Source organism: Cellulomonas sp. NPDC058312, assembly GCF_042880135.1.
Lineage (GTDB): Bacteria > Actinomycetota > Actinomycetes > Actinomycetales > Cellulomonadaceae > Cellulomonas.
In genome coordinates this window covers 151299-175006 of the sequence record NZ_JBHVZE010000006.1, presented here as the reverse complement: position 1 = coordinate 175006, position 23708 = coordinate 151299, and the positions used below count along the sequence as shown (strand labels likewise).

Below are 23708 nucleotides of genomic sequence, written 5' to 3'. Positions count from 1 at the left end.
GTCGCCGTCGGCGGCGTCAGCTCCCGGCGCCCACCGGGACCTCGTCGTCGAGCGCGTCGTGGTCGCCGCTCGCCGGGTGCGGGACGGCCGAGTCGTCCGGGCCGTCCGGGTCGGGTGCCGCGACCGGCACCCCCGACCCGATCCGCATGCCGGCGAACGACCGGTGCACGAACGCCGCGGACACCACGAAGAACACCGCCGCGAGCACGTGCACCAGCGTCCCGTGGCCCTGCGCGGTGAGGCTGACGGCCAGCTCGACGGCCAGCAGCCCGAACAGCGTCGTGAACTTGATGACCGGGTTCAGCGCGACCGACGAGGTGTCCTTGTACGGGTCGCCCACGGTGTCGCCGACGATCGTGGCGTCGTGCAGCGGCGTGCCCTTCGCGGCGAGGTCGACCTCGACGATCTTCTTGGCGTTGTCCCAGGCCCCGCCGGCGTTCGCCATGAAGATCGCCTGGTACAGCCCGACGACGGCGATCGAGACCAGGTAGCCGATGAAGAAGAACGGCTCCACGAACGCGAACGCCAGCGTCGCGAAGAAGATCGCCAGGAAGATCGTCAGCATCCCGCGCTGGGCGTACTGCGTGCAGATCTCCACGACCCGCCGGGAGTCGGCCTCGCTCGCGCGCGTGCTCCCGTCCAGGCGGATCGTGCCCCGGATGAACTCCACCGCGCGGTACGCGCCCGTGGTGACCGCCTGGATCGACGCGCCGGTGAACCAGTAGACGACCGCACCGCCGGTGACCAGGCCGAGCAGGAACGGCGGGTGCAGCAGGGACAGGTTCGCCAGCCCGGTCGTCAGGCCGTCGGTGAGGCTCATGATGATCGAGAAGATCATCGTGGTGGCCCCGACGACCGCGGTGCCGATCAGCACCGGCTTGGCGGTGGCCTTGAACGTGTTGCCCGCGCCGTCGTTCTCCTCGAGCATCCGCTTGGCGGGCTCCCACTGCGGGTCGACGCCGTGCTCGCGACGGAGCTCGTCCGCGGCGCCGGGCTCCTGCTCGAGCAGCGACAGCTCGTACACGCTCTGGGCGTTGTCCGTGACGGGCCCGTAGGAGTCGACCGCGATCGTCACCGGTCCCATGCCGAGGAACCCGAACGCCACCAGCCCGAACGCGAACACCGCGGGCGCGAGCATCACCTGGTCGAGCCCCTGCTCGGAGATGAGGTACGCGCCGCCCATCAGGCCGACGACGGTCATCCCGAGCCAGTACGCGGAGAAGTTCCCCGCGACCAGCCCGGACAGGATGTTGAGCGAGGCGCCGCCCTCGCGCGAGGACGCGACGACCTCCCGGACGTGCCGGCTGCTCGTCGAGGTGAACACCTTGACCACCTCGGGGATCACCGCGCCCGCCAGGGTGCCGCAGCTGACGATCGACGCGACCTTCCACCACAGCCCGCCGGCCGGGTCCAGCCGGCCGAGGACAGCCCAGGTCGTGAGGTAGGTGAACCCGATGCTGACCAGCGACGTCAGCCACACCAGCGTCGTGAGCGGCCGCTCGAAGTCCATCCGGTCGGCGGCGGCGTACCGGGCGCGGGTCCACGCGTCGTTCGCGACGTACGACACCCCGGACGCGATGACCATGACCGCCCGCAGCACGAACAGCCAGACCAGCAGCGTGGCCTGGGTCAGGGGGTCGTCGACGGCCAGCAGCACGAACGTGACCAGCGCGACCCCGGTGACCCCGTAGGTCTCGAACCCGTCGGCGCTCGGCCCCACGGAGTCGCCGGCGTTGTCGCCCGTGCAGTCCGCGATGACGCCGGGGTTGCGGGCGTCGTCCTCCTTGATCTTGAACACGATCTTCATCAGGTCCGACCCGATGTCCGCGATCTTGGTGAAGATGCCGCCGGCGATCCGCAGCGCCGACGCGCCCAGCGACTCGCCCACCGCGAACCCGATGAAGCACGCACCCGCCACGTCGGCGGGCAGCAGCAGGAGGATGACGAGCATGAGCAGCAGCTCGAGGCTGATGAGCACCATGCCGATCGACATCCCGGACTGCAGCGGGATCCGGTGCACGGGCAGCGGCCGGCCGCGCAGCGACGCGAACGCCGTGCGGGAGTTCGCGAACGTGTTGACCCGGATGCCGAACCACGCGACGGCGTACGAGCCGGCCATGCCGAGCAGGCTGAACCCGATGATCGTCGCGACCCGGCCCCAGCCGAACCCGACGAGCACCCGGTAGTACACGACGATCACCGCGGCGATGAACACCCAGAGCAGCAGCAGGAACCGGCCCTGCTGGACGAGGTAGGTCCGGCACGTGGCGTAGATCAGCTCGGAGACCTCGCGCATCGACCGGTGCACGGGCAGGCGCCGGAGCCGCGCGGCGGTCACGACCCCGAAGCCCAGGCCGAGCACGCACACGAGCATCCCGATGCCGAGCAGCAGCCGGCCCGGCACGCCGCCGAGCACGGTCACGGCGCCGAGGTCGGGGAGCACCAGCGCGGCCTCGCCGCCGTGCGCGCCCGCGTCGCCGGCGGAGGCGGAGGCCGAGGCGCACCCCGCGAGGGCCGGGAGCAGGGCCGCGGCGGCGGCCGCACCGACCCGCCGTCGACGGCCGACGGCCCCCGGCGGACGCACCGCGCCGCGGGTCGAGGAGGAGGTGGTTCCGGTCCGGACGTCGTCGTTCACGGTGGGTTCCCTGGTGAGAGCGCCTTCGCTGCCACTCTCGACGCTAGGACCGCACGCGCCGGGCCGGGGGTGACCTACGGCCCGGGACGTCGGTCCCGGCCACGGCCCGCCCGGGCGCGCGGCGGCACCGATCCCCGGGGGTCGGGGCGAGGCGCCGGGACGAACGGCCCGGCGGCGGTCAGGACCAGCGCCCGAGCCGCTGCGCGAGCAGCGCGACCGCGACCGGCCCCGCCGTCGACGTCCGCAGCACGTGCGGGCCGAGCCGCACCGTGACGGCGCCGGCCTCGACCAGCGCGTCGACCTCCTTCGCGGAGATGCCGCCCTCGGGTCCGACGACCACCAGCACCTCGGCGGCGGTCCCCTCGGTGGGGACGGCCGCCTCCGCGAGCGGCACCGTCGCCTCCTCGTGCAGCACCAGCACCGCGCCCCCGGCCGCGACGACCTCGCGGGTGCGGCGCGCGAGCGCGGTGGTGTCGACCGACAGCTCGACCTCGGGCACGTGCGCCCGACGGGCCTGCTTCGCGGCGGTGCGCACGGTCGCGAGCCAACGGGCGCGGCTCTTCGCGGCCCGGTCGCCGCGCCACACGACGATCGACCGCTCCGCCTGCCAGGGCACGACGCCGTCCGCGCCGACCTCGGTGCCCGCCTCGATCGCCATCTCGTCCCGGTCGCCCTTGGCGAGCGCCTGGACCAGCAGCAGCCGCGGGGTGCTCGCGGGCTCGACGACGACCTCGCGCACCCGCAGGTGCACGCCCTCGGGCGCCACGTGCTCGACCTCGCCGACCAGCCGGGTGCCGGCGCAGTCCACGACGTCGACCCGCTCCCCCGGGGCGCGCCGCTGGACGACGCCCGCGTGCCGGCCCTCGGTGCCGTCCAGCAGGTAGGTCCCGCCGGCCGCGAGCCCGTCGAGGGCGCCCGGCTCGGCCAGGAACACCGGTGCCGTCACGCGTCAGCGCCCGGCGAGCTTGTCGCGCAGCTTCGCGAAGACGCCGCCGCCCGATGCCGACAGGCGCGCGTCGGGGCGCTCCTCGTCGCGCAGCACGGCCAGCTGGCGCAGCAGGTCGACCTGCTGCTCGTCCAGCCCCGTGGGCACCTGGACGTCGACGTGCACGTGCAGGTCGCCGCGGCCGCCCGCGTGCAGGTGCCCGACGCCGAGGCCCCGCAGCGTGACGACCTGGGCCGGCTGGGTGCCGGGGCGCAGGTCGACCTCCTGCGGGCCGTCGAGGGTGTCCAGCGTCAGCACCGTGCCGAGCGCGGCGGCCGTCATCGGGACGTGCAGCGTGCAGTGCAGGTCGTCGCCCTCGCGCAGGAACGTGTCGTGCTTGCGCTCCCGGACCTCGAGGTAGATGTCGCCCGCGGGGCCGCCGGCGGGGCCGACCTCGCCCTGCGCGGTGAGCTTGATCCGGGTGCCGGTGTCCACGCCCGCGGGGACGTCGACCTCGAGCACGCGGCGCGAGCGGACGCGGCCCTCGCCGGCGCACTCGGTGCAGGGCTCGGGGATGACGGTGCCGAACCCGTGGCACGCCGCGCAGGGCTGGGACGTCATGACCTGGCCGAGGAACGACCGGGCGACGCGCTGCACGGAGCCGCGCCCGCCGCAGACGTCGCAGGTGCGGGGCGACGTGCCGGGGCGGCAGCAGGAGCCGTCGCAGGTCGGGCAGACCACGGCGGTCTCGACGGGGACCTCGCGGTGCGTGCCGAAGGTCGCCTCCGCCAGGTCGATGTCGAGCCGGACCAGGGCGTCCTGGCCGCGCCGGGCGCGCGGGATCGGGCCGCGCTGGGCGCCCGCGCCGGCCGCGGCGCCGAAGAACGTCTCGAAGATGTCCTGGAAGCCGAAGCCACCGCCCATCCCGCCGCCGTTCGGCGACGACGGGTCGGCGCCCATGTCGTACATCCGGCGCTTCTCGGGGTTGGACAGCACCTCGTACGCGCGGGACACGTCCTTGAACCTGTCCTCCGAGCCCGCCTCGGCGCCCGCGACGTCCGGGTGCAGCTCGCGGGCCAGCCGGCGGTACGCCTTCTTGATCTGCTCGGGCGTGGCCTCGCGGTCCACGCCGAGGACCTCGTAGTAGTCGCTCACTCGTCACACTTCCTGTACGGGTCGGTCGCGCGCGTCGACGCGGGTCATCGGGGGTGCCGGCGCCACGGGCGCGGCGAGGGGCCGGGCGCTCACCCGGCGAGGATCCGGGACAGGTACCGGGCGACGGCGCGGACCGTCGCGATCGTCCCGGGGTAGTCCATCCGCAGCGGGCCGACGGACCCGATCCGGGCGACCGCCGTGCCCGCGCCGCCCTCGTCCCCGCCGTAGCCGGTGGTGACGAAGCTCGTCTCCACCAGGCCCTCGTGCTGGGTCTCGCGCCCGATGCGGACCGAGACCGTCGCCTCGTCCTCCGCCATCTCGGTCAGCAGCCGGAGCAGGACGACCTGCTCCTCCAGCGCCTCGAGCACGGGGCTGACGTGCCGCGCGAACTCGGGACCGCCGCCGCGCACCAGGTTCGCGGTGCCCGCGAGCACGACGCGCTCCTCGCTCTCCCGGGCCAGCGTGTCCTCGACGACGCCGACGACGGCGTGCACCAGCGCGCCCTCGGCGGGCGGGAAGTCGTCCGCGAGGTCGCGCAGCGCGGTGCCGAGCTCGGCGAGCCGCCGGCCGGCCGCCGCGACGTTCAGGCGCGTCCGCAGCCGGGCGACCACCTCGAGGTCCAGCGGGGTCGCGAGCTCGAGGGTGCGCTGCTCGACGCGCCCGTGGTCGGTGATGATGACCACGAGCAGGTGCTGCGCACCGACGGGGACGAGCTCCACGTGCCGCAGCGCGGTGCGGCGCAGCGACGGGTACTGCACGACGGCGACCTGGTGGGTGAGCTGCGCGATGAGCCGCACGGAGCGGTCGACCACGTCGTCCAGGTCGACCGCGTCCTCCATGAACGTCTCGATGGCGCGGCGCTCGGGGGCGGACAGGGGCTTGACGGTCGCGAGCCGGTCGACGAACAGCCGGTAGCCCTTGTCCGTCGGCACCCGGCCCGCGGAGGTGTGCGGCTGCACGATGTAGCCGGACTCCTCGAGCGCGGCCATGTCGTTGCGGATGGTCGCGGGCGACACCCCGAGGGAGTGCCGCTCCACCAGCGCCCGGGAGCCCACGGGCTCCCGCGTGGCGACGTAGTCCTCGACGATGGCGCGCAGCACGTCCAGCCTGCGGTCCTCGCTCACGGTCACCTCCCCAGCCTCGCACGACACCGGTAGCACTCGCCCGGCACGAGTGCCAATTCTACGCGTCCGCGCGGGCGGGTGCTCAGCCCTGCCCGGCCGCGGGCACGGCGTCGTGCGTCACGTCCCGGTGCCGCGCCCGGAGGTCCACGACGCCCACGACGAGCGCGACCGCCACCAGCGCGACCGTCAGCAGCAGGGCGCGCCCGGCGGCCACCCCGCCCTCGACGCCCGCGGCCAGCGCGGCGTAGTAGGTGGACAGCGCGACCGCGACGCCGAGCGCCGACCCGACCCGCTGCCCGACCTGGAGCATGCTCCCGGCGACTCCGGCCCGGTCGACCGGCACCCGGGCGAGCGTGAGCGTCTGGTTCGGCGCGATGACGAGCCCGCTGCCGGCCCCGGCGACCATCTGGGTCGCCGCGAGCGCGAACGCCACCGCGGGCGGGTCGACCAGCCGGATCACCAGGTCCGAGCCGATCAGGCCGAGCAGCACCAGCACCAGGCCGACGACCACGACGCCCCGCCCGCGCTCGGCGACCAGCCGGCCGGACTGCTGCGCCGCGACCGCCGACGCGATGGCGAACGGCATCCCGACCAGCCCGGCCTGCAGCGGCGTGTACCCGGCGATCTGCTGCAGGTACAGCGTCACCACGAGGAACACCGCGGTGAACCCCGCGAAGTACGCCATGCCCAGCAGGGCGCCGTTGCGGAACGCGGGCTCGCGCAGCACCCGCGGGTCGAGCACCGCCGCGCCGGTGCGCCGCTGGTACGCCCGCTCCCACAGCACCGTCGCGACGGCGAGGACCGCGGCCACCGCGAGCCACCACCACCGGGTCGGGTCGTCTCCGCCCGCCCCGGTCGTGGTGACGAACGGCACCATCACCGCGGCCGTGGTCAGCGCGACGAGCACCAGCCCCGGCACGTCGAGCCGCGGCCGACCGCTCGGCCCGACGATCCCCGACATCGCCCCGGCGGCCCGGCGCGGCAGGAACTTCACCGCGAGCGGCAGCACCACGGCGATCACCGGCACGTTCACGAAGAACACCCACCGCCAGCCGTGCTCCGCGCCGGCCACCTGGATGATGAGGCCGCCCAGCGCCGGGCCGATCGCCGTCGACACCCCGATGGTCGCCCCGAAGTAGCCGAACGCCTTGCCGCGCTCGTACCCGGAGAACAGCTGCTGGATCGTCCCGACCACCTGCGGGTTCAGCAGGCCGGCGCTGACGCCCTGGAGCAGCCGCATCACCGCCAGCACCTCGTCGGTCTGCGCGAGGCCCGCGCCGAGGCTGGTCAGGGCGAACCCGGACAGGCCGACCAGGAAGATCCCGCGCCGGCCCCGGGCGTCGCCGAGCCGGCCCGCGGGCACCAGCACCAGGCCGAACGCGAGCGTGTACCCCGCGACGATCAGCTGGAGCTGGCTGGCGCCGGCGTCGAGGCTGCGCTCGATGGACGGCAGCGCGACGTTCACGATGGAGACGTCGAGCATCGTGATGAAGCCGATCGCCAGGCAGACCCCGAGGGCGCGCCAGCGGTGCGGGTCGGGAGCGGGCTGGTCGGTGGCCGGCTGCCCGGCGGGGGTGGATGTCACCGACGTGTCGTACCACGCCCGCGCCGCACCGGCACCTAGGCTGCCGCGGGTGACCGACCGCTACGGACCCGACGTCCTGTCCGCCGCCTCCGCCCGGACGCACCGCCGCCCCACCTCCCAGCCGGTGGCCGCGGACCGCGGGCTCGTCGTCGAGGAGGTCACCACCGGCTGGGTCGGGGCCGTCGTCCGCGTCGAGAAGTCCGGCGGCGAGCACGTCGTCGTCCTCGAGGACCGGCGCGGGAAGACCCGCACGTTCCGGCTCGGGCCGGGGTTCTGGGTCGACGGCAAGCCCGTCGAGCTCACCGCCCCGAAGGCCGCCGCGCCCACCGGCCCGAAGCGGACCGCGTCCGGGTCGCTCGCCGCCCCCGACCAGCGCGCCCGCGTCGCCCGCGGCAGCCGCATCTGGGTCGAGGGCAAGCACGACGCCGAGCTGGTCGAGAAGGTCTGGGGCGACGACCTGCGCGCCGAGGGGGTCGTCGTCGAGCTGCTGGACGGCGTCGACAACCTGGTCGACGCCCTGCACGAGTTCCGGCCCGAGCGGGGCCGGCGGGTCGGCGTGCTGGTCGACCACCTGGTGCCCGGGTCCAAGGAGCAGCGGATCGCCGACGAGGCGCTGCGCGGCGTCCCCCGCGACACCGTGCTGGTGCTCGGCCACCCCTACGTCGACGTGTGGCAGGCCGTGCGGCCCGAGCGGATCGGGCTGACCACCTGGCCGACCATCGAGCGCGGCACCGAGTGGAAGCGCGGCATCCTGCGCGAGCTCGGCTGGCCCGCGGACGAGCAGGCCGACGTGGCGCGCGCCTGGCAGCGGATCCTACGCAGCGTCCGGAGCTACGCCGACCTGGAGCCGTCGCTGCTCGGCCGGGTCGAGGAGCTGATCGACTTCGTCACCGCCCCCTGACCGCGGGGGCGGTGACGACGCGTCACGGCGCGACCGGCTCCTGCTGGAGGCGGCGGTACACGTAGGTGGTCGCGAGCAGGCCGACCGGCGCGGACACCAGGTACCCGATGCCGCACAGGGCGTTGCCGACGAGGTTCGCCGCGTAGACCCCGAGGAACAGCAGGAGCACCACCTGGAAGTGCTGGGTCACCAGCCGGAAGCTCGCCTTGATCGAGTCGACCGGGGACAGCCCGCGGTCCAGGACGAAGAACAGGGCGAACTGCGCGAGGAACGCGAACACCAGGCCCGGGACGACGAACAGCAGCGAGCCGATCCCGGTGCCCACGCCGACGAGCAGCACCGTCAGCACCACGGGGCCGAGCCGCTCGAACCGGAAGAACGTCCCGACGGTGATCCGCTGCCCGTCCGCGACCGCGAGCGACGCCCGGATGACGCCGGCCTGCAGGAACGTCGTCAGCAGCACGAGGATCGCGAGCGTGAGCAGGTACCCGAACGTCAGCGCGGCCCCCGCCCCGTTGCTGATGTTGCCGTACTCGTCGGTGCTCGCGACCGCACCGCCGACCAGCACCGAGAACGCGATGACGGTGACCACGACGACGACCGCGGCGTACGCCAGCACGCCGAGCACGATCGCCACGGCGTTCTGCGTGAACTTCGCCCAGGCCCAGGTGAACGCGTCACCGACGCCGGTGGAGGCACCGCCGGGCTGGGCGGACCCCGGGGCGCCGGGCGGCGGGCCGTAGCCGGACGGGGGCGGGTAGGCGCCGGGCGGGGGGTACGCGCCGGCGGGGGGCGGGTAGGCACCGGAGGGCGGCGGCGTGGCGCCGGCGGGCGGGACCGGCTCCTCGTCGCGCGGCGGGTTGCCGTGGTTCTCGGTCATCGCGGGGCCTCCTGGGTGCGGACGACCATCGCCCGTCCGGCCAGCGAACCGGGACGGCCGTCCGCGTGTCAAGGACCGCTCGCCCGGTGGAAAAGGGGACAAAAGACCCGGTCGTGCCGCTACGCTTCGTCCGCCGTAGTCACGACACGCCCGAGGAGACCCATGTCCTACCCCCCGCAGCCTCCCGTCGCCGGTCAGCCCCCGCTGCGACCCGACGAGGAGCGCACCTGGGCGCTGCTGTCCCACCTGGGCGGCATCCTGTTCGGGTTCGTCCCCAGCCTGGTCGTCTGGCTCGTGTTCAAGGGCCGCGGCCAGTTCCTGGAGGACCAGGCCAAGGAGGCCCTGAACTTCCAGATCGCCCTGACGATCGCCTACGTCGCGGCGTCGATCCTCACCGCGGTCACCTTCGGCTTCGCGTCGCCGCTGCTGTTCGTGGTGTGGGGCGCCGGCATCGTGTTCGCGATCCTCGCCGCCGTCGCCGTGAACAAGGGCGAGTGGTACCGGTACCCGGTCACCCTGCGTCTGGTGAAGTGACCCGAGCCTGACCCCGGACGAGGGGGACGTGCTGCCCGGTGCGCCGGGCGGCACGTCCCCCTGCTCGTGGCGTCGCCGGGGTCAGGCCGTGAGCGTGCGGACGACCGTGTCGGCCAGCAGCCGGCCGCGGCGGGTGAGCCGGACCCGCGCGGGGGCGTCCGAGCCGAGCGCGGCGCGCGGGTCGACGAGGCCGTCGGCCACCAGGCCCGCGACCGCCGTCCGTGCGGCCGGGTCCAGCGCGGCCAGCGGCAGGCCCTCGTCGAGCCGGACCCCGAGCATGACCTGCTCGAGCCGCGCCGCGTCGCCCGCGACGGTCTCGCGCCCGGCGGCCGGGCTCAGCCCCTCGGCGAGCCGCGCCGCGTAGGTGCGCGGGTGCTTGACGTTCCACCACCGCACCCCGCCGACGTGGCTGTGCGCGCCGGGGCCCACGCCCCACCAGTCGTCGCCGCGCCAGTAGGCGAGGTTGTGCCGGCACGCCTGCTCCGGCGTGCGCGCCCAGTTGCTCACCTCGTACCAGTGCAGGCCGGCCTCGGTCAGCAGGTCGTCGGCGAGCTCGTACTTCGCGGCCTGGTCGTCCTCGTCGGGGAGGGTCAGCAGGCCGCGCTTGACCTGCACGGCCATCCGCGTGCCCTGCTCGACCACCAGCGCGTACGCCGACACGTGGTCGACGCCGGTGGCGAGCGCGGTCTCCAGCGACGCGCGCCAGTCGTCGAGCGACTCCCCCGGCGTGCCGTAGATCAGGTCGAGCGACACCGCGAGCCCCGCGTCGCGGGCCCACCGGACCACGTCCGGGATGCGGCGCGGGTCGTGGGTGCGGTCGAGGGTCGCCAGCACGTGCGGGACCGCGGACTGCATGCCGAACGACACCCGCGTGAACCCCCCGCGCGCCAGCTCGGCCAGCGACTCCGGGGTCACCGAGTCGGGGTTGGCCTCGGTGGTGACCTCGGCGTCCGCGGTGAGGCCCCAGGCGTCCCGGACCCCGCCGAGCATCCGCACCAGGTCCGACGGGGGCAGGACGGTGGGGGTGCCGCCGCCGACGAACACCGTCGACGCGGGGCGCGCCGGCAGACCGGCGTCGCGCAGCACGCGGCCGCCCAGCGCGATCTCCGCGAGGGCGGTGTCCGCGTAGGCGACCTGGCTGGCGCCGCCGCCGAGCTCGGTCGCCGTGTACGTGTTGAAGTCGCAGTACCCGCAGCGCACCGTGCAGAACGGCACGTGCAGGTACACGCCGAACCCGCGGTCGCCGGCGCCCGCGCGGACCGAGTCCGGCAGCGCGCCGTCGTCCGGGGCGGCGTCGCCGTCCGGCAGCGCCGGGCTCACTTCTTCTTCGCGTCCTTGGCGTCCTTGGAGCTGCCCGCGGCCTCGGAGGTGAGCGCGGCGATGAAGGCCTCCTGCGGCACGTCGACCCGGCCGATCGTCTTCATGCGCTTCTTGCCCTCCTTCTGCTTCTCCAGGAGCTTGCGCTTGCGGGAGATGTCGCCGCCGTAGCACTTGGCGAGGACGTCCTTGCGGATCGCGCGGATGGTCTCGCGGGCGATGACGCGCGAGCCGACCGCGGCCTGGATCGGCACCTCGAACTGCTGGCGCGGGATCAGGTCCTTGAGCTTGGACGCCATCATGACGCCGTACGCGTAGGCCTTGTCCTTGTGCACGATCGAGCTGAACGCGTCGACCTGCTCGCCCTGCAGCAGGATGTCGACCTTGACGAGGTCCGCGACCTGGTCGCCGATGGGCTCGTAGTCGAGGCTGGCGTACCCGCGGGTGCGGGACTTCAGCTGGTCGAAGAAGTCGAACACGATCTCCGCGAGCGGCAGCGTGTAGCGCATCTCGACGCGGTCCTCGGACAGGTAGTCCATGCCCTGGAGGTCGCCGCGCTTGCCCTGGCAGAGCTCCATGATCGCGCCGATGAACTCGCTGGGCGCGAGGACCGTGGCCTTGACGACCGGCTCGCGCACCTCGCGGATCTTGCCGCCCGGGAACTCGCTCGGGTTGGTGACGGTGACGACCTGACGGTCCTCCATCGTCACCTCGTAGACCACGTTCGGGGCGGTCGAGATGAGGTCGAGGTCGAACTCCCGCTCGAGCCGCTCGCGGATGATCTCGAGGTGCAGCAGCCCGAGGAACCCGACGCGGAACCCGAAGCCGAGGGCGACCGAGGTCTCCGGCTCGTAGTTCAGCGCGGCGTCGTTGAGCTTGAGCTTGTCGAGCGCGTCGCGCAGCACCGGGTAGTCGGAGCCGTCGATCGGGTACAGGCCCGAGAACACCATCGGCTTCGGGTCGGAGTAGCCGCCGAGCGCCTCGGACGCGGGCTTCGACATGTTGGTGACGGTGTCGCCGACCTTGGACTGGCGCACGTCCTTCACGCCCGTGATGAGGTAGCCGACCTCGCCGACACCCAGGCCCTTGGTGGGCACCGGCTCCGGGGAGATCACGCCGATCTCGAGCAGCTCGTGCGTGGCCTTGGTCGACATCATCGCGATCCGCTCGCGCGGGTTCAGGCTGCCGTCCTTGACCCGGACGTACGTGACCACGCCGCGGTACGTGTCGTAGACGGAGTCGAAGATCATGGCGCGCGCCGGGGCGTCCGGGTCGCCGGACGGCGCCGGGACCAGCTGCACGATCCGGTCGAGCAGCTCCTCGACGCCCGCGCCCGTCTTGCCCGACACCCGCAGGCAGTCGTCCGGGTCGCCGCCGATGAGGCCCGCGAGCTCCTCGGCGTACTTCTCGGGCTGCGCGGCGGGCAGGTCGATCTTGTTCAGCACCGGGATGATCTGGAGGTCGTTCTCCATCGCCAGGTACAGGTTCGCGAGCGTCTGCGCCTCGATGCCCTGCGCCGCGTCGACCAGCAGCACCGCGCCCTCGCACGCCGCCAGCGACCGGGACACCTCGTACGTGAAGTCCACGTGGCCCGGGGTGTCGATCATGTTGAGCGCGTACGGCGTGTCCCCGAGCGCCCACGGCATGCGCACCGCCTGGGACTTGATGGTGATCCCGCGCTCGCGCTCGATGTCCATCCGGTCGAGGTACTGGGCGCGCATCGCCCGCGAGTCGACGACGCCGGTGAGCTGCAGCATCCGGTCGGCGAGCGTCGACTTGCCGTGGTCGATGTGCGCGATGATGCAGAAGTTGCGCAGGAGCTCCGGCGGGGTCGCCGCAGGGGCGATGCGCTGGGACTGGGCGGCGCTCGGGATCGGGGACACGTGCTCCCTCGGTTTCGCTGGGTCGGGATCAACCCCCATCGTCCCATGCCCGGGCCCGAACCCCGAGCCGCCTCACGCCTCGCGGGTGATCCGCACCTCGACGTCGAGCGACTGCGTGCCCGCCCCGGCGAAGATCCCGCGCAGCGGCGGCACGTCGTCGTAGCACCGGCCCCGGCCCAGGACGACGTGGTTCTCCCCCACCGGCACGCGGTTCGTCGGGTCGTACGCGGTCCACTCCCCCGCCCACCACTCGACCCACGCGTGCGACTCGCCCGTGACGGTGCGCCCCACCTCGCCGTCGCGCAGCGGGTGCAGGTAGCCGGACACGTACCGCGCCGGGATGCCGACGCTGCGCAGCGCGCCGGCCGCGAGGTGCGCCATGTCCTGGCAGACGCCCTTGCCCGCCGCCCACGCGTCCGTCGCGGGCGTGTGCACCGCGGTGACGCCGGGGACGTAGTCCATCCGGTCCCGCACGGCGAGGCAGACCGCGAGCGCCGCGTCCGCCGGGTCGGCGCCGGCGGCGGCCTCGGCGGCCAGCGCCGCCACCTCGTCGGGCGCCGCCGTGGTCGGGGTGTCCGACAGGAACTCGGCGAGCGAGTCCCGCAGCGCGGGGCTGCGCAGGGTCTCCCAGTCGCCGGCCGTGCGCGGGCCGGGCCGGGCGGTGACCTCGACGCGGCTCTCCGCGGTGAGCACCAGCTGCTCGTGCGGCGCCAGCACCTCGAACGCGGTGACGGCCGTGCCCCAGTAGTCGCGGTACTCGTGCGACCAGGTGTGCGGCTGCACGTCCAGGCGCGCGTCCAGCACCACCTGACCGGGCTGCGCGAGCGGCGTCATCCGCGCCTCGTTGTAGGACACCGTGACCGGGCGGGTGTAGCGGAACGCGGTGGTGTGCACCACGTGCAGGCGGCTGGTGCCCATCAGACGGCCTCCCCGACCCAGGTGGTGACGCTGCCGGACGGGAAGTACCGGCGGCGGATCGCGTCGCTCGCGGCCGCGCACGCACGCTGCACCCGCTCCATCTCCGCGGGGAGGGCGTCCAGGACCTCCGGCAGCGGGCGGTACTCCAGGCTGGTGCGGGCGTGCCCGAGGTGGCGGATCGCCTCGTCGACGCCGCTCATCCGGGCGGGCTCCAGCGCCGTCAGGCACTCCTCCGCCTGCCCGAGGGCGTACACGATCGACCGCGGGAACGACCGGTCCAGCAGCAGGAACCCCGCCGCGCGCTCGTCCGAGGCCATGCCCCGGTAGGTCCGCAGGTACGCCTCGTGGGCGCCGCAGGACCGCAGCAGCGTCGCCCACCCCGGCCCGCCGGCGCCCGCGAGCGCCCGGGTGGTGATGAGGCGGGCGGTCATGTCGGCCCGCTCGATGGACCGGCCCAGCACCATGAACCGCCAGGTGTCGTCCCGCGACGTCGCCGAGTCCGTGAGCCCGGCGACGATGGCCGCGCGCTCGCGCACCCACGTGAAGTAGTCGTGCGGCCGGGTCGGGCGCATCTGCGCGGGCAGCTGGTTCCACGCCGTGTTCAGGCACTCCCACAGCTCGGTCGACACGATCTCCCGCGCCCGGCGGGCGTTCTCCCGCGCCGCGATCAGCGAGCCGGCGATCGAGGACGGGGACACCCGGTCGTACGCGAGCAGCTCCAGCACCTGCTGCCGGCCGATCTGCGCCTCGGGCGGCGGCGCGGGACGGTCCATCACCGACAGCAGCGACCGGCACGCCAGGTCCTCGGCCGCCCACGGGTCCTCGAGCAGGCCCTGCACGTGCACGTCGAGCAGCCGCGCGGTGTCGTCCGCGCGCTCGACGTAGCGGCCGATCCAGAACAGCGACTCCGCGATCCGGCTCAGCACCGTGCACCTCCGTCGTCCGTGGCGGCCATCTGCTGCTGCTGCTCCGCCTGGGGTGCGGCGTCGTTGGGGTTCGCGTCGATCGGCACCGCCTGGTCCACCGGGACGGCGCGCGGGCCCACCGGCGCGTCGGACCGGGTCGCCCGGTGCGGCGTGCTGGCGCCGAGCACCCAGGTGTCCTTCGAGCCGCCGCCCTGCGAGGAGTTCACGACCAGCTGGCCCTCCGGCAGCGCCACCCGGGTCAGCCCGCCGGGGAGCACCCACACCTGGTCGCCGTCGTTCACCGCGAACGGCCGCAGGTCCACGTGCCGCGGCCGCAGCCCGTCCTCGACCAGCGTCGGCACCGTCGACAGCTGCACCACCGGCTGCGCGATCCAGCCGCGCGGGTCGGCGCGCAGCCGGTCGCGCAGCTCCGCGAGCTCCGCCCGGGACGCCGCCGGGCCGACCACCAGGCCCTTGCCGCCCGACCCGTCGACCGGCTTCACCACCAGCTCGTCCAGCCGGTCCAGCACCTCCGCCAGCGCGTCGGGCTCCTCCAGGCGCCAGGTGTCGACGTTCGGGATCACCGGCTCCTCGCCGAGGTAGTACCGGATCAGGTCCGGCACGTACGTGTAGACGAGCTTGTCGTCCGCGACGCCGTTGCCCACCGCGTTCGCGATCGTCACGTTCCCCGCCCGCGCGCACGTCATGATCCCGGGGCTGCCCAGCGCCGAGTCCGACCGGAACGCCACCGGGTCCAGGTAGTCGTCGTCGACCCGCCGGTAGATCACGTCGACCCGGCGCCGGCCCTGGGTGGTCCGCATCCACACCCGGCCCCCGGCGCAGAACAGGTCCCGGCCCTCGACGAGCTCCACGCCCATCGTCCGGGCCAGCAGCGCGTGCTCGAAGTAGGCGGAGTTGTAGACGCCCGGGGTCAGCACCACCACGGTCGGGTCGTCGACGCCCGCCGGGGCCGCCGCGGTCAGCGCGGCCAGCAGCCGGCGCGGGTAGTCCTGCACCGGCCGGATCCGCAGCGTCGCGAACAGCTCCGGGAACGTCTGCGCCATCGCCCGCCGGTTGGACAGCACGTACGACACCCCGCTGGGCACCCGCACGTTGTCCTCCAGCACCCGGAACTCCCCGGCCGCGTCCCGCACCAGGTCGATGCCGGACACGTGCACCCGGACGCCGTTCGGCGGCTGGATCCCGCGGGCCGCCCGGTGGAAGTGGGTGGACGACACGATCAGGCCCCGCGGAACCACGCCGTCGGCGACCGCCTTCTGCGGCCCGTACACGTCCGCGAGGAACGCCTCCAGGGCCCGCACCCGCTGCGCGACGCCCGGCGCGACGTGGTCCCACTCGTGCCCCGCGATCACCCGCGGCACCACGTCCAGGGGGAACGGCCGCTCCTCGCCCGCGAAGTCGAACGTCACGCCCTGCGCCAGGTACGAGCGCGCGAGCGCGTCCGCGCGGGTGCGCAGGTCGGCCGTGGTCTGCTGCGCGAGCGCGGCGTGCACGTGCCGGTAGCTCGGCCGCGGGCCGTCGACCGCGTCGATCATCTCGTCCCAGGCCGCGCCGCTGGGGTACGCGTCGAACAGGTCCGCCATCCGGTGATCCTCGCCCTCCCGTGTCACGGCCGTGTGTCCGGCCGGGAACGGCGGGGTCACACGCCGCTGCCGCCGATCCTGCCCGAGGGCGGGTGTTCCCGCCGGTCGGGGGCTGGTCGGGGGCGGGTCGGGGGCCGGGCGACGTGCCCGCGCGGACGGTCTCCGGGGGGCACCGGCGCCTGGTAGTCTTGTCAGTCGCGTGTCCGCCCGGGTCGGCGGGCACTAGTCCGGTTCCTCTCCGCGGGTGTCCCCACGCCCCAGTCCCGGCGCCGGACGCGCCCTCTACGACCTTGTTCCTATCGCCCCTGGGCGAGCACACGAAGAGAGTCCACACCGTGGCCAACATCAAGTCCCAGATCAAGCGGATCCGCACCAACGAGATCGCGCGCCTGCGCAACAAGGCCGTGAAGTCGGAGCTGAAGACGTTCGTGCGCCGCGTGCGCGAGGCCGTCGCCGGCGGCGACAAGGACGCGGCCGCCGCCGCGCTCACCGTCGCGTCGAAGAAGCTCGACAAGGCCGTCTCGAAGGGCGTCATCCACGCCAACCAGGCTGCCAACAAGAAGTCGGCCCTGGCCAAGGCGGTCAACGCGCTCTGACGCGTTCGCTGGTCCTCACGGAGGGCGTCACCCGCTGCGGGTGGCGCCCTCCGTCGTTCCCGCACGCGCCCGGGGGCGGGTCGGGCACCGGCCGGGCCGCCCCTCCCACCCGGGGTACGACGAAGGGCGTCACCCCCCCTGCGGGGTGACGCCCTCGACGCGGTGACGACCCGTGGGCCGTCCCGGGGAACGTCGGCGACTCAGTCCTGAGCCACCGCGCTCCACGCCTCCCACAGCACCGCGGGGACCGCGGGCCGGAAGCCCGCCTCCCGCAGCGCGCGGTCGAATGCCTGCGCCGCCCCGGTGACGTCGCCGTGACCGAGGAACCGGTCGCCGAGCTCGCGCCACACCGCGGCGGACTGCCGCGAGGCGGACATCATGCCGAGCATGTCCGCGGCCCACCGGTACGCGCGGGAGGCCTGCTCGACCTCGCCGCGGGCGTGCAGCGCGTCGCCGATCGCGAGCTGAGCGGCCGCGCCGTCCAGCCGCGGGGCGTCGCCGAGCCGGTCCAGCGCACCGCGTGCGTACGCCTCGGCCGCGACCGGGTCGCCCAGCATGAGGTGCGCGCGCGAGCGCTCGACGTCGAGCCGCGCCATCTCCACCTCGGAGCCGGACACCGCGAGCTCGGGCGCCGCGCGGTCGAGCTGCTCGAGCGCCGTCACCGGCTCGGCCGGGTCGCTGCGCAGCAGCAGCCACGCGTAGTTCAGGCGCAGGCGGGGGATGTCACGGCTGACCTCGCCCTCGCCCAGCAGGGCGAGCGCGCGCTCCGTGTACCGCTTGGCCAGGCCGTAGTCGTGCCGCTGCTCCGCGACGAGAGCCGCGTTCCAGTACACCGAGCCGCGACCGCGCGGAGTGCCGAGCGACTCCGCCTGGCGGATCAGCTCCGCCGCCCGGTGCGTCGCGTACAGCAGGTCGCCGCGCTCCACGTAGGCCCAGAGCGTGGTCGACCCCAGCCGCAGGTGCTCGTCGGTGCCGGTCAGGCCGGACTCCTCGAGCTCCGCGAGCTGGCGGTCACCGAGCTCGATCGCGCGACCCAGGTCGCCGGCCTCGACGTACGAGGCGACGAGGGCGGTGGCCGCGGCGGCGGCGTCGAGGTGGTGCGACTCGGCGCGGGCGTGCGCGAGCAGCGGCTCGAGGACGCCGACGGCGGACTCCAGGTCGCCGAGCATCTCGTGCGCCTGCGCGAGCGCGAGCTGGGAGTCGACCCGGACCTGCCGCGTCACGGAGTCGAGCTCGAGCGCGAGGATGCGGTCGCGGGCGGACGCCGGCTCGCCGGAGACGAGGTCCAGCCGCGCGTAGTCCAGCGCGAGCCGGGCGCGCGCCTCCGCGGGGCCCTCGTCGCCGTGCTTGAGGTACTCGACCGTGGACCCGAGGCGCTCGGCGAGCACCGCCAGGGCGGCATCGGTCGGCTCGCGCCGACCGGACTCGATCAGCGAGATGTAGCTGGGCGACAGCGCGTCGCCGGCGAGGGCCGTCTGGGAGAGCCCAGCGACCAACCGCGCCTCGCGGACGCGGTCAGCAATGGTCGTCATGGGTGTCACTGTACCTATGACGTCCCCTGACTGCGAGTACGTCACCCGTCCGCCGATCCACGGACCGGAGTACCGGGGCTCGCTCTGATCACCGAGAGCCATCAGAGCGAGCCCGGCGGCACCGAAGGCGTTCAGACCGCGGTCCGGCAGCAGCCGGTCGCACCGCTCTGGATCGTGACGAGGCCGGCGGCGGAAGCGGCACCGGAGGCGCCGAGCGTGAGGGTGAGGGCGAGGGCGGCGGTCGCGAGGGCCTTGAACGAGGTGCGCATGGTCGTCTCCTGTCACAAACTGTTGACTCTCTGTCACGAAGAGCATGACTCACGCGGAGCGCTTCGCACCAGTGAATCCGCATTCCCGCTGGATGTCCGTCCGAACGGGTGAAAAACTGGCCGTCGTGCCGCACGAACATGCGGTGTCGTCACCGGTCACCCCGTCGCGGTCGTGTCATCGCCGGATTGCTGTGGTGTCATGGAACGCATGACCAGGGGACAGGGCGACGTCGAGCAGCAGCTCGCGACCGCGATCGACTCCGCGATCCCGCACGAGCTGCGCCGCGAGTGGGACCGCCATCTCGCCCGCGAGCAGGTCGTGGTCGGGCGGCAGGGGATCTTCTCCCCGCGCCTGCACCCGTTCGGTTACGAGCTCGCGTTCCGCACACCCGGGGCGACCCGCGCCGACGCCACCACGTGGAGCGACCTGCAGCACGAGCGCGCCACGGCCGCTGTCCTGCGCGCCACGTTCGGGCGCGCCGAGGTCGACGAGGTCGGCCACGGCCGGTGGCTGTTCGTCCGCTGCCCCCGCACCTACCTGACCGGCGAGCTCCAGCTCCCCGCCCGGCCCGACCGCCTCGTCGTCGAGATCGCCGGCACGACCCGCATCGACGGCGACGTCCTGCGCGGCGTCCGCCGGCTGCGCGAGCAGGGCTTCCGCGTGGCGATGGCCGGGTTCGTGTCCCGGTCCGACCAGCGGATGCTGCTCCCCCAGGCCGACTTCGTGAAGATCGACGCCCGCGACCTCGACCTCGAGGGCGAGCCGGTCGTCGACCTCGCCCGGTCGCACGGCGCGCTGCTGGTCGCGGAGTTCGTGGAGACCAGCACGGAGCTCAAGGCCGGACGCCGCCTCGGGTTCGACCTCTACCAGGGCAACCTCCTGGAGCGCAGCCTGCTGCTCGACCGCACGTCCGCCCCGCTGCTACCCCCGGTCCAGGACCGCTCCGGCCAGCGCAACCTCTGACCCCGGGCACACGCCGCCGCGCCCACCCACCGCACGCACGCCGCCGCGCCCACCCACCGCTCGCCGAGACAGGACCGCAGCGTCGAGTCAGGTCGCCCGGCCGCCCTGTCTCGACGCGCAGGTCCGATCTCGGCGTGGGAGGCAGGGCGCTCGGCGTGGGGGGGGGCAGGGCGCTCGGCGTGGGGGCAGCGCGTGTGTGGTGCTCCGGGGTCAGCGGCGGACGGAGCCCGCGATGCGGAGCACGGCCCGTTCGACGGCGAACTTCGGGTCGCGGCTCGCGCCCTTGACCTCGGCGTCGGCCTGCGCGACCGCGGTGATCGCGTGCGCCAGGCCCTCCGGGGTCCACCGGGCGAGCTCCTTGCGCGAGCGGTCGACCTGCCAGGGCGCGAGGCCGAGGTCGCGCTCGGCACCCGGCCCGCGACCCCGTGCCGCGGACACCTTGGCCAGGACCCGCAGCCGCGCCGCCAGCGCCGCGACGAGCGGCACCGGGTCGACCCCGGTCGCGAACGCGTGCCGCAGCAGCGCGACCGCCTCGCCCGCGGACCCCTCGACGGCGGCGTCGGCGACCCGGAACCCGGTCGCCTCGATCCGGCCGCCGTAGTAGCGCTCGACCACCTCGACGCCGATCACCCCGGTCGTGTCGGCCACGAGCTGGCTGCACGCCGCCGCGAGCTCCCGCAGGTCGCTGCCGACCGCGTCGACGAGCGACCGGACCGCGCGGGCCTCCATCCGGCGACCGGCCCGGCGCACCTCCTGGGTGACGAACGCAGCCTTGTCGGCGTCGCGCTTGATCGTCTCGCAGACCGCGACCGGGTGGCCGCCCGCGCGCACCGCGTCCAGCAGCCGCTTGCCGCGCTGCCCGCCGCCGTGCCGCAGCACGAGCACCACGTCGTCCAGCGGCGCGGCGACATAGGCGAGGGCGTCCAGGACGAGGTCGTCCGTGGCCTTCTCGACGGACTCGACGACCACCACCTTGTCCTCGCCGAACAGCGACGGGCTGGTGGCGAGCATGAGCTCGCCGGTGCTGTACGCGGCGGCGTCGACGCGGGTGAGCTCGATCTGCGGGTCGCGCTCGCGCGCGAGGCCCACCAGCCGGTCGACGGCGCGCTCCGCCAGCAGCTCCTCGGGTCCCGTGACCAGGACCACCGGGGCCAGGGCGACCTCGTCCCAGGCCACGCCCGCGGGGGCCGACGAGCGGCCGCCGCCACGCGCGGGACGGCGGGAGGCGGGGGCGGAGGGCGGCACGACCCTAGGGTGCCACGTCCCGCCCACAGCGCAGGACCAGCGCGACCGCGGCGGCGCACGCGGCCGCCAGCAGCACCATCCCGAACGCTCCCCCGGCCCACGCGACGCGCGCGCCCGGCAGCCCGGCGACGGTCCGCGCGACCGCGGCGATCCACCAGCAGGCCGCGCCGGCGAGCTGGGCGCACGCGGTCGCGCCGCCCGCCCACCACGGCCCCACCAACGCCGCGACCAGCCCGCCGACTGTCGCGGGCGCCACGGCCGGCGCCGCCGCGACGTTCGCGACGACCGCGTAGGTCGGGACGTCCGGGGAGAGCAGCAGCACCACCGGGGCGCACACCGCCTGCGCCGCGACCGGGACGGCGAGCGCGGTCGCCAGCGGCGACGGCCCCGCGCGAGCGCCGCCCGGGGACCCGTCGGACCGCCGCCCGCGCCGGCGGGGTCGGTCCCAGCGCCGAGCCATCGGACCCGCGAGCAGCGCGATGCCTGCTGTCGTGACGACGGACAGCACGAACCCGATCTCCCGGGCGAGCCACGGGTCCACCACGAGCAGCACCAGGACCGCGGTCGCGAGGGCCGGGACCGAGCGTGCCGGGCGCCCGGCGACGAGGCCGAGGACGCCGACCGCGCCCATCACGGCCGCCCGCACCACGCTCGCCCCCGGCTGCACGAGTGCGACGAAGCCCGCCATCGCCAGCCCGGCGGGTATCCAGCGCGCCCGGCGCGGAACCCGGCAGCGCGCCGCGAGCGCCAGCACCATCCCGCCGACCAGCGCGAAGTGCGCGCCGGACACCGCCGTCAGGTGCGCGAGCCCGGATGCCCGCATCGCCTCGTCGAGGTCGCCCACGCCCCGGGTGTCCCCGACCGCGATCGCCGGGAGCAACGCGCCCGCGTCCCCGGGGACGCCCCGGGCGGTACCGACGAGTCCCGCGCGCAGCCGGTCCGCCCACCGCAGCGCCCCGCCCGGCGGCGCGCGCACGACGACGTCCGAAGCCGCACGGGCCCGGACGACCACCCTGCCCGCGGGGTCGCGCGCGGGTGACAGCCTCGCCTCGACCTCCACCAGCGTGCCGTAGGCGAGCGACGCAGCGGAGCCGGTCGCCAGGACCTCGACGGCCGCTCCCGTGGGCGAGGTCCGTGCGGGGTCGGAGCTCAGCTGCCCGACGCTGCGGGCCGCGAGCACGAACCGGACGGTGCCGGCGCTCGAACCCTCGTCCGGCCCCGCGCGCGTGCCCGCACCCGCGCTCGCCCGGGACCCCGTCCTGAGGGGCTGCGGGGTCGACCGCACGACTCCGACCAGGCGCACCCGCTCGCCGTCGGCAGCCAGGTCCCGCAGCCCGCCGGCGTCGCGCGCGCCGAGCTGGACCGACAGCACGAGCAGCAGCACCGCGACCGCGCCGATGACCAGCGCGGCCTGGCCACCCCGGGCGGGATACCGGACGTGGCGTGCCCGAACGCGGCCGGCGTGGACCGCCGGCCCCGCAGTGCCCGCCTGCCGCGCAGTGCCCGCCGACCACGCCTGGCCCGCCGACCACGCAGTGCCCACCAACCACGCAGTGCCTACCGACCACGCAGTGCCCGCCGACCACGCCGGGCCCGTGGCCCGCGGTGGCCGGTGCCTCGGCGGTCGCCGCCGCGCGCCGAGGGCGGCGTGGGCCAGAGCACCCACCCCTGCGGCCGCGACCCCGGCGCACGCGCCCGCGAGCCGGGTCGCCTGCTCCCCCGCACACACGCCGACGACCGCGGCCGCCCAGACGGCGAGCGCCGCGGGCACCAGGCGCAGGTCGACCGGCTCGTCACCGGGCATCGGGGACCTCCCCTGGCCGGCCGGTGCGCGGTCCCGGCGCCCGCGGGGTCCGGTGGGCGCTCACACGCGCACCCGGTCGGCGATCCGTGCCAGCAGCGCCGGCCCGATGCCGGGGACGTCCAGGAGGTCCTCGGGCGTCGCGAACGCGCCGTGCTCGGACCGCCACGCCAGGATCCGCTCGGCGAGCACCGGCCCGATGCCGGGCAGCGTCTGGAGCCCGGCGGCATCGGCACGGTTCACGTCCACCGCGCCGTCCGCCGCACCGGCAGGGGCGCCGCCCGCGCCCGCCGTGCCCGCTGCACCGGGGTCTGCGACCTCCCCTGGTGCGGGGACCCGGACCTGCGCACCGTCGACCACCTCGGCGGCGAGGTTCACCGCGGACAGGTCCGCGCCCGGCAGCGCCCCGCCGGCCGCCGCGACCGCCTCGGCGACGCGTGACCCGGCGGGCAGCGCGACGACCCCGGGCGCCGCGACCTCGCCGACGACGTGCACCCAGACGTCGGGCCGGGACGACGGCGAGGGGGCCGGCCCGCCGGCCGTGCTCGCGGGGGCCAGCGGCTCGGGCACGTCGACGGCCGGTCCGGTCGCACCGGGCGCGGCCCGCAGCGCCACCGCGCCGCCGACGAGGGCGAGCGCGGTCACGGCGACGGCCGCGGTCCGGACGGGGACCTGCCAGCGCAGCCCGGACCCGACGCGCGCCCTGCGGCGTGCACGGTCCTGCACCTCGGCGTCCGTGCCGTCCCACGGTGCGCCCTGGCGCGCGACGGCGGCGCGGAGGTCCGCGCGGGTCGTGCGCGCGGCCGGCGCGGGGGCACCGGCGGTGTCCCGTCGCCGCGCGGGGTCGGGGGGCGGGTCGCCGTCGTACCAGGTCATGGCCCGACGTTAGGAGCGCGGCGCCCCGCGCGGGCTCCCGCGCACCGGTCCCTGGGGAC

20 protein-coding genes are annotated in these 23708 nt (G+C 75.1%); 4 read left to right on the top strand and 16 right to left on the bottom strand.

Annotated features, from left to right (window positions below):
* Positions 1-16: 16 nt before the first annotated feature.
* The 5 genes from ACFVXN_RS17235 to ACFVXN_RS17215 all read right to left on the bottom strand — a co-directional run bounded on the left by ACFVXN_RS17235 (position 17) and on the right by ACFVXN_RS17215 (position 7424).
* Positions 17-2635: a sodium-translocating pyrophosphatase gene (locus ACFVXN_RS17235; RefSeq protein WP_389235297.1), complete on the bottom strand. Its 2619-nt coding sequence runs from the start codon at positions 2633-2635 to the stop codon at positions 17-19.
* Positions 2636-2813: 178 nt separating this feature from the next.
* Positions 2814-3581, bottom strand: coding sequence for a 16S rRNA (uracil(1498)-N(3))-methyltransferase (locus tag ACFVXN_RS17230; RefSeq protein WP_389235294.1), 768 nt, complete (start codon positions 3579-3581; stop codon positions 2814-2816).
* Positions 3582-3584: 3 nt separating this feature from the next.
* Entirely contained in the window at positions 3585-4715 is a 1131-nt protein-coding gene (dnaJ, locus tag ACFVXN_RS17225; protein ID WP_389235291.1) for a molecular chaperone DnaJ, read from the bottom strand.
* 89 nt (positions 4716-4804) lie between these two features.
* Positions 4805-5839, bottom strand: a complete 1035-nt coding sequence (gene hrcA, locus ACFVXN_RS17220) for a heat-inducible transcriptional repressor HrcA (protein ID WP_389235524.1) — start codon at positions 5837-5839, stop codon at positions 4805-4807.
* Positions 5840-5921: 82 nt separating this feature from the next.
* On the bottom strand, positions 5922-7424 hold the full coding sequence (locus tag ACFVXN_RS17215; protein WP_389235288.1) for an MFS transporter: 1503 nt from the start codon (positions 7422-7424) through the stop codon (positions 5922-5924).
* 49 nt (positions 7425-7473) lie between these two features.
* On the opposite strand from ACFVXN_RS17215, the gene ACFVXN_RS17210 reads away from it, so the two are divergent.
* Positions 7474-8325 (top strand): DUF3097 domain-containing protein, encoded by an 852-nt coding sequence (locus ACFVXN_RS17210; protein ID WP_389235285.1) that lies wholly within the window; start codon positions 7474-7476, stop codon positions 8323-8325.
* 22 nt (positions 8326-8347) lie between these two features.
* On the opposite strand, the gene ACFVXN_RS17205 is transcribed toward ACFVXN_RS17210, so the two are convergent.
* The gene (locus ACFVXN_RS17205; protein ID WP_389235282.1) at positions 8348-9205 is read right to left on the bottom strand and encodes a hypothetical protein; all 858 of its coding nucleotides are present in this window, start codon (positions 9203-9205) and stop codon (positions 8348-8350) included.
* Between the two features lie 162 nt (positions 9206-9367).
* Between ACFVXN_RS17205 and ACFVXN_RS17200 the strand changes: the two genes are divergently transcribed.
* The gene (locus ACFVXN_RS17200; RefSeq protein WP_389235279.1) at positions 9368-9739 is read left to right on the top strand and encodes a DUF4870 domain-containing protein; all 372 of its coding nucleotides are present in this window, start codon (positions 9368-9370) and stop codon (positions 9737-9739) included.
* 81 nt (positions 9740-9820) lie between these two features.
* Here ACFVXN_RS17200 and hemW read toward each other — a convergent pair whose 3' ends face one another.
* From hemW to ACFVXN_RS17175, 5 genes are all read right to left on the bottom strand, one after another.
* Complete coding sequence (gene hemW / locus ACFVXN_RS17195) at positions 9821-11059, bottom strand: radical SAM family heme chaperone HemW (RefSeq protein WP_389235276.1); 1239 nt, start codon at positions 11057-11059, stop codon at positions 9821-9823.
* Positions 11056-12939: a translation elongation factor 4 gene (gene lepA, locus ACFVXN_RS17190; RefSeq protein ID WP_389235273.1), complete on the bottom strand. Its 1884-nt coding sequence runs from the start codon at positions 12937-12939 to the stop codon at positions 11056-11058. The genes hemW and lepA overlap by 4 nt, the downstream gene beginning before the upstream one ends.
* Positions 12940-13011: 72 nt before the next feature.
* Complete coding sequence (locus tag ACFVXN_RS17185) at positions 13012-13857, bottom strand: transglutaminase N-terminal domain-containing protein (RefSeq protein WP_389235270.1); 846 nt, start codon at positions 13855-13857, stop codon at positions 13012-13014.
* On the bottom strand, positions 13857-14783 hold the full coding sequence (locus ACFVXN_RS17180; protein WP_389235267.1) for an alpha-E domain-containing protein: 927 nt from the start codon (positions 14781-14783) through the stop codon (positions 13857-13859). Before ACFVXN_RS17180 ends, ACFVXN_RS17185 begins: the two co-directional genes overlap by 1 nt.
* On the bottom strand, positions 14777-16366 hold the full coding sequence (locus ACFVXN_RS17175; RefSeq protein ID WP_389235264.1) for a circularly permuted type 2 ATP-grasp protein: 1590 nt from the start codon (positions 16364-16366) through the stop codon (positions 14777-14779). Before ACFVXN_RS17175 ends, ACFVXN_RS17180 begins: the two co-directional genes overlap by 7 nt.
* 335 nt (positions 16367-16701) lie before the next feature.
* Here ACFVXN_RS17175 and rpsT point away from each other — a divergent pair, with 335 nt between their 5' ends.
* Complete coding sequence (gene rpsT / locus ACFVXN_RS17170; RefSeq protein WP_389235261.1) at positions 16702-16962, top strand: 30S ribosomal protein S20; 261 nt, start codon at positions 16702-16704, stop codon at positions 16960-16962.
* A 200-nt stretch (positions 16963-17162) separates the two neighbouring features.
* On the opposite strand, the gene ACFVXN_RS17165 is transcribed toward rpsT, so the two are convergent.
* Both ACFVXN_RS17165 and ACFVXN_RS17160 read right to left on the bottom strand, forming a co-directional pair.
* Positions 17163-18494: a helix-turn-helix domain-containing protein gene (locus ACFVXN_RS17165; protein WP_389235258.1), complete on the bottom strand. Its 1332-nt coding sequence runs from the start codon at positions 18492-18494 to the stop codon at positions 17163-17165.
* A 131-nt stretch (positions 18495-18625) separates the two neighbouring features.
* On the bottom strand, positions 18626-18763 hold the full coding sequence (locus ACFVXN_RS17160) for a hypothetical protein (RefSeq protein ID WP_389235255.1): 138 nt from the start codon (positions 18761-18763) through the stop codon (positions 18626-18628).
* Positions 18764-18971: 208 nt separating this feature from the next.
* Between ACFVXN_RS17160 and ACFVXN_RS17155 the strand changes: the two genes are divergently transcribed.
* On the top strand, positions 18972-19727 hold the full coding sequence (locus tag ACFVXN_RS17155) for an EAL domain-containing protein (protein WP_389235252.1): 756 nt from the start codon (positions 18972-18974) through the stop codon (positions 19725-19727).
* A gap of 210 nt (positions 19728-19937) precedes the next feature.
* Here the strand turns inward: ACFVXN_RS17155 and holA are convergent, their stop codons facing one another.
* The 3 genes from holA to ACFVXN_RS17140 form a co-directional block, all read right to left on the bottom strand.
* Positions 19938-20903 (bottom strand): DNA polymerase III subunit delta, encoded by a 966-nt coding sequence (gene holA / locus ACFVXN_RS17150; protein WP_389235521.1) that lies wholly within the window; start codon positions 20901-20903, stop codon positions 19938-19940.
* 73 nt (positions 20904-20976) lie between these two features.
* Positions 20977-22356 (bottom strand): ComEC/Rec2 family competence protein, encoded by a 1380-nt coding sequence (locus ACFVXN_RS17145; protein WP_389235250.1) that lies wholly within the window; start codon positions 22354-22356, stop codon positions 20977-20979.
* 480 nt (positions 22357-22836) lie between these two features.
* Positions 22837-23649 (bottom strand): ComEA family DNA-binding protein, encoded by an 813-nt coding sequence (locus tag ACFVXN_RS17140; RefSeq protein WP_389235247.1) that lies wholly within the window; start codon positions 23647-23649, stop codon positions 22837-22839.
* Between the last annotated feature and the right edge of the window lie 59 nt (positions 23650-23708).

Excerpts from the sequence above, each read along its gene's own strand:
- ACFVXN_RS17205 (WP_389235282.1), bottom strand. The coding sequence starts at position 9,205 with ATGACCGAGAACCACGGCAACCCGCCGCGCGACGAGGAGCCGGTCCCG.
- ACFVXN_RS17200 (WP_389235279.1), top strand. The coding sequence starts at position 9,368 with ATGTCCTACCCCCCGCAGCCTCCCGTCGCCGGTCAGCCCCCGCTGCGA.
- ACFVXN_RS17185 (WP_389235270.1), bottom strand. The coding sequence starts at position 13,857 with ATGGGCACCAGCCGCCTGCACGTGGTGCACACCACCGCGTTCCGCTAC.
- ACFVXN_RS17175 (WP_389235264.1), bottom strand. The coding sequence starts at position 16,366 with ATGGCGGACCTGTTCGACGCGTACCCCAGCGGCGCGGCCTGGGACGAG.
- ACFVXN_RS17165 (WP_389235258.1), bottom strand. The coding sequence starts at position 18,494 with ATGACGACCATTGCTGACCGCGTCCGCGAGGCGCGGTTGGTCGCTGGG.
- ACFVXN_RS17160 (WP_389235255.1), bottom strand. The coding sequence starts at position 18,763 with ATGCGCACCTCGTTCAAGGCCCTCGCGACCGCCGCCCTCGCCCTCACC.
- ACFVXN_RS17155 (WP_389235252.1), top strand. The coding sequence starts at position 18,972 with ATGACCAGGGGACAGGGCGACGTCGAGCAGCAGCTCGCGACCGCGATC.
- ACFVXN_RS17140 (WP_389235247.1), bottom strand. The coding sequence starts at position 23,649 with ATGACCTGGTACGACGGCGACCCGCCCCCCGACCCCGCGCGGCGACGG.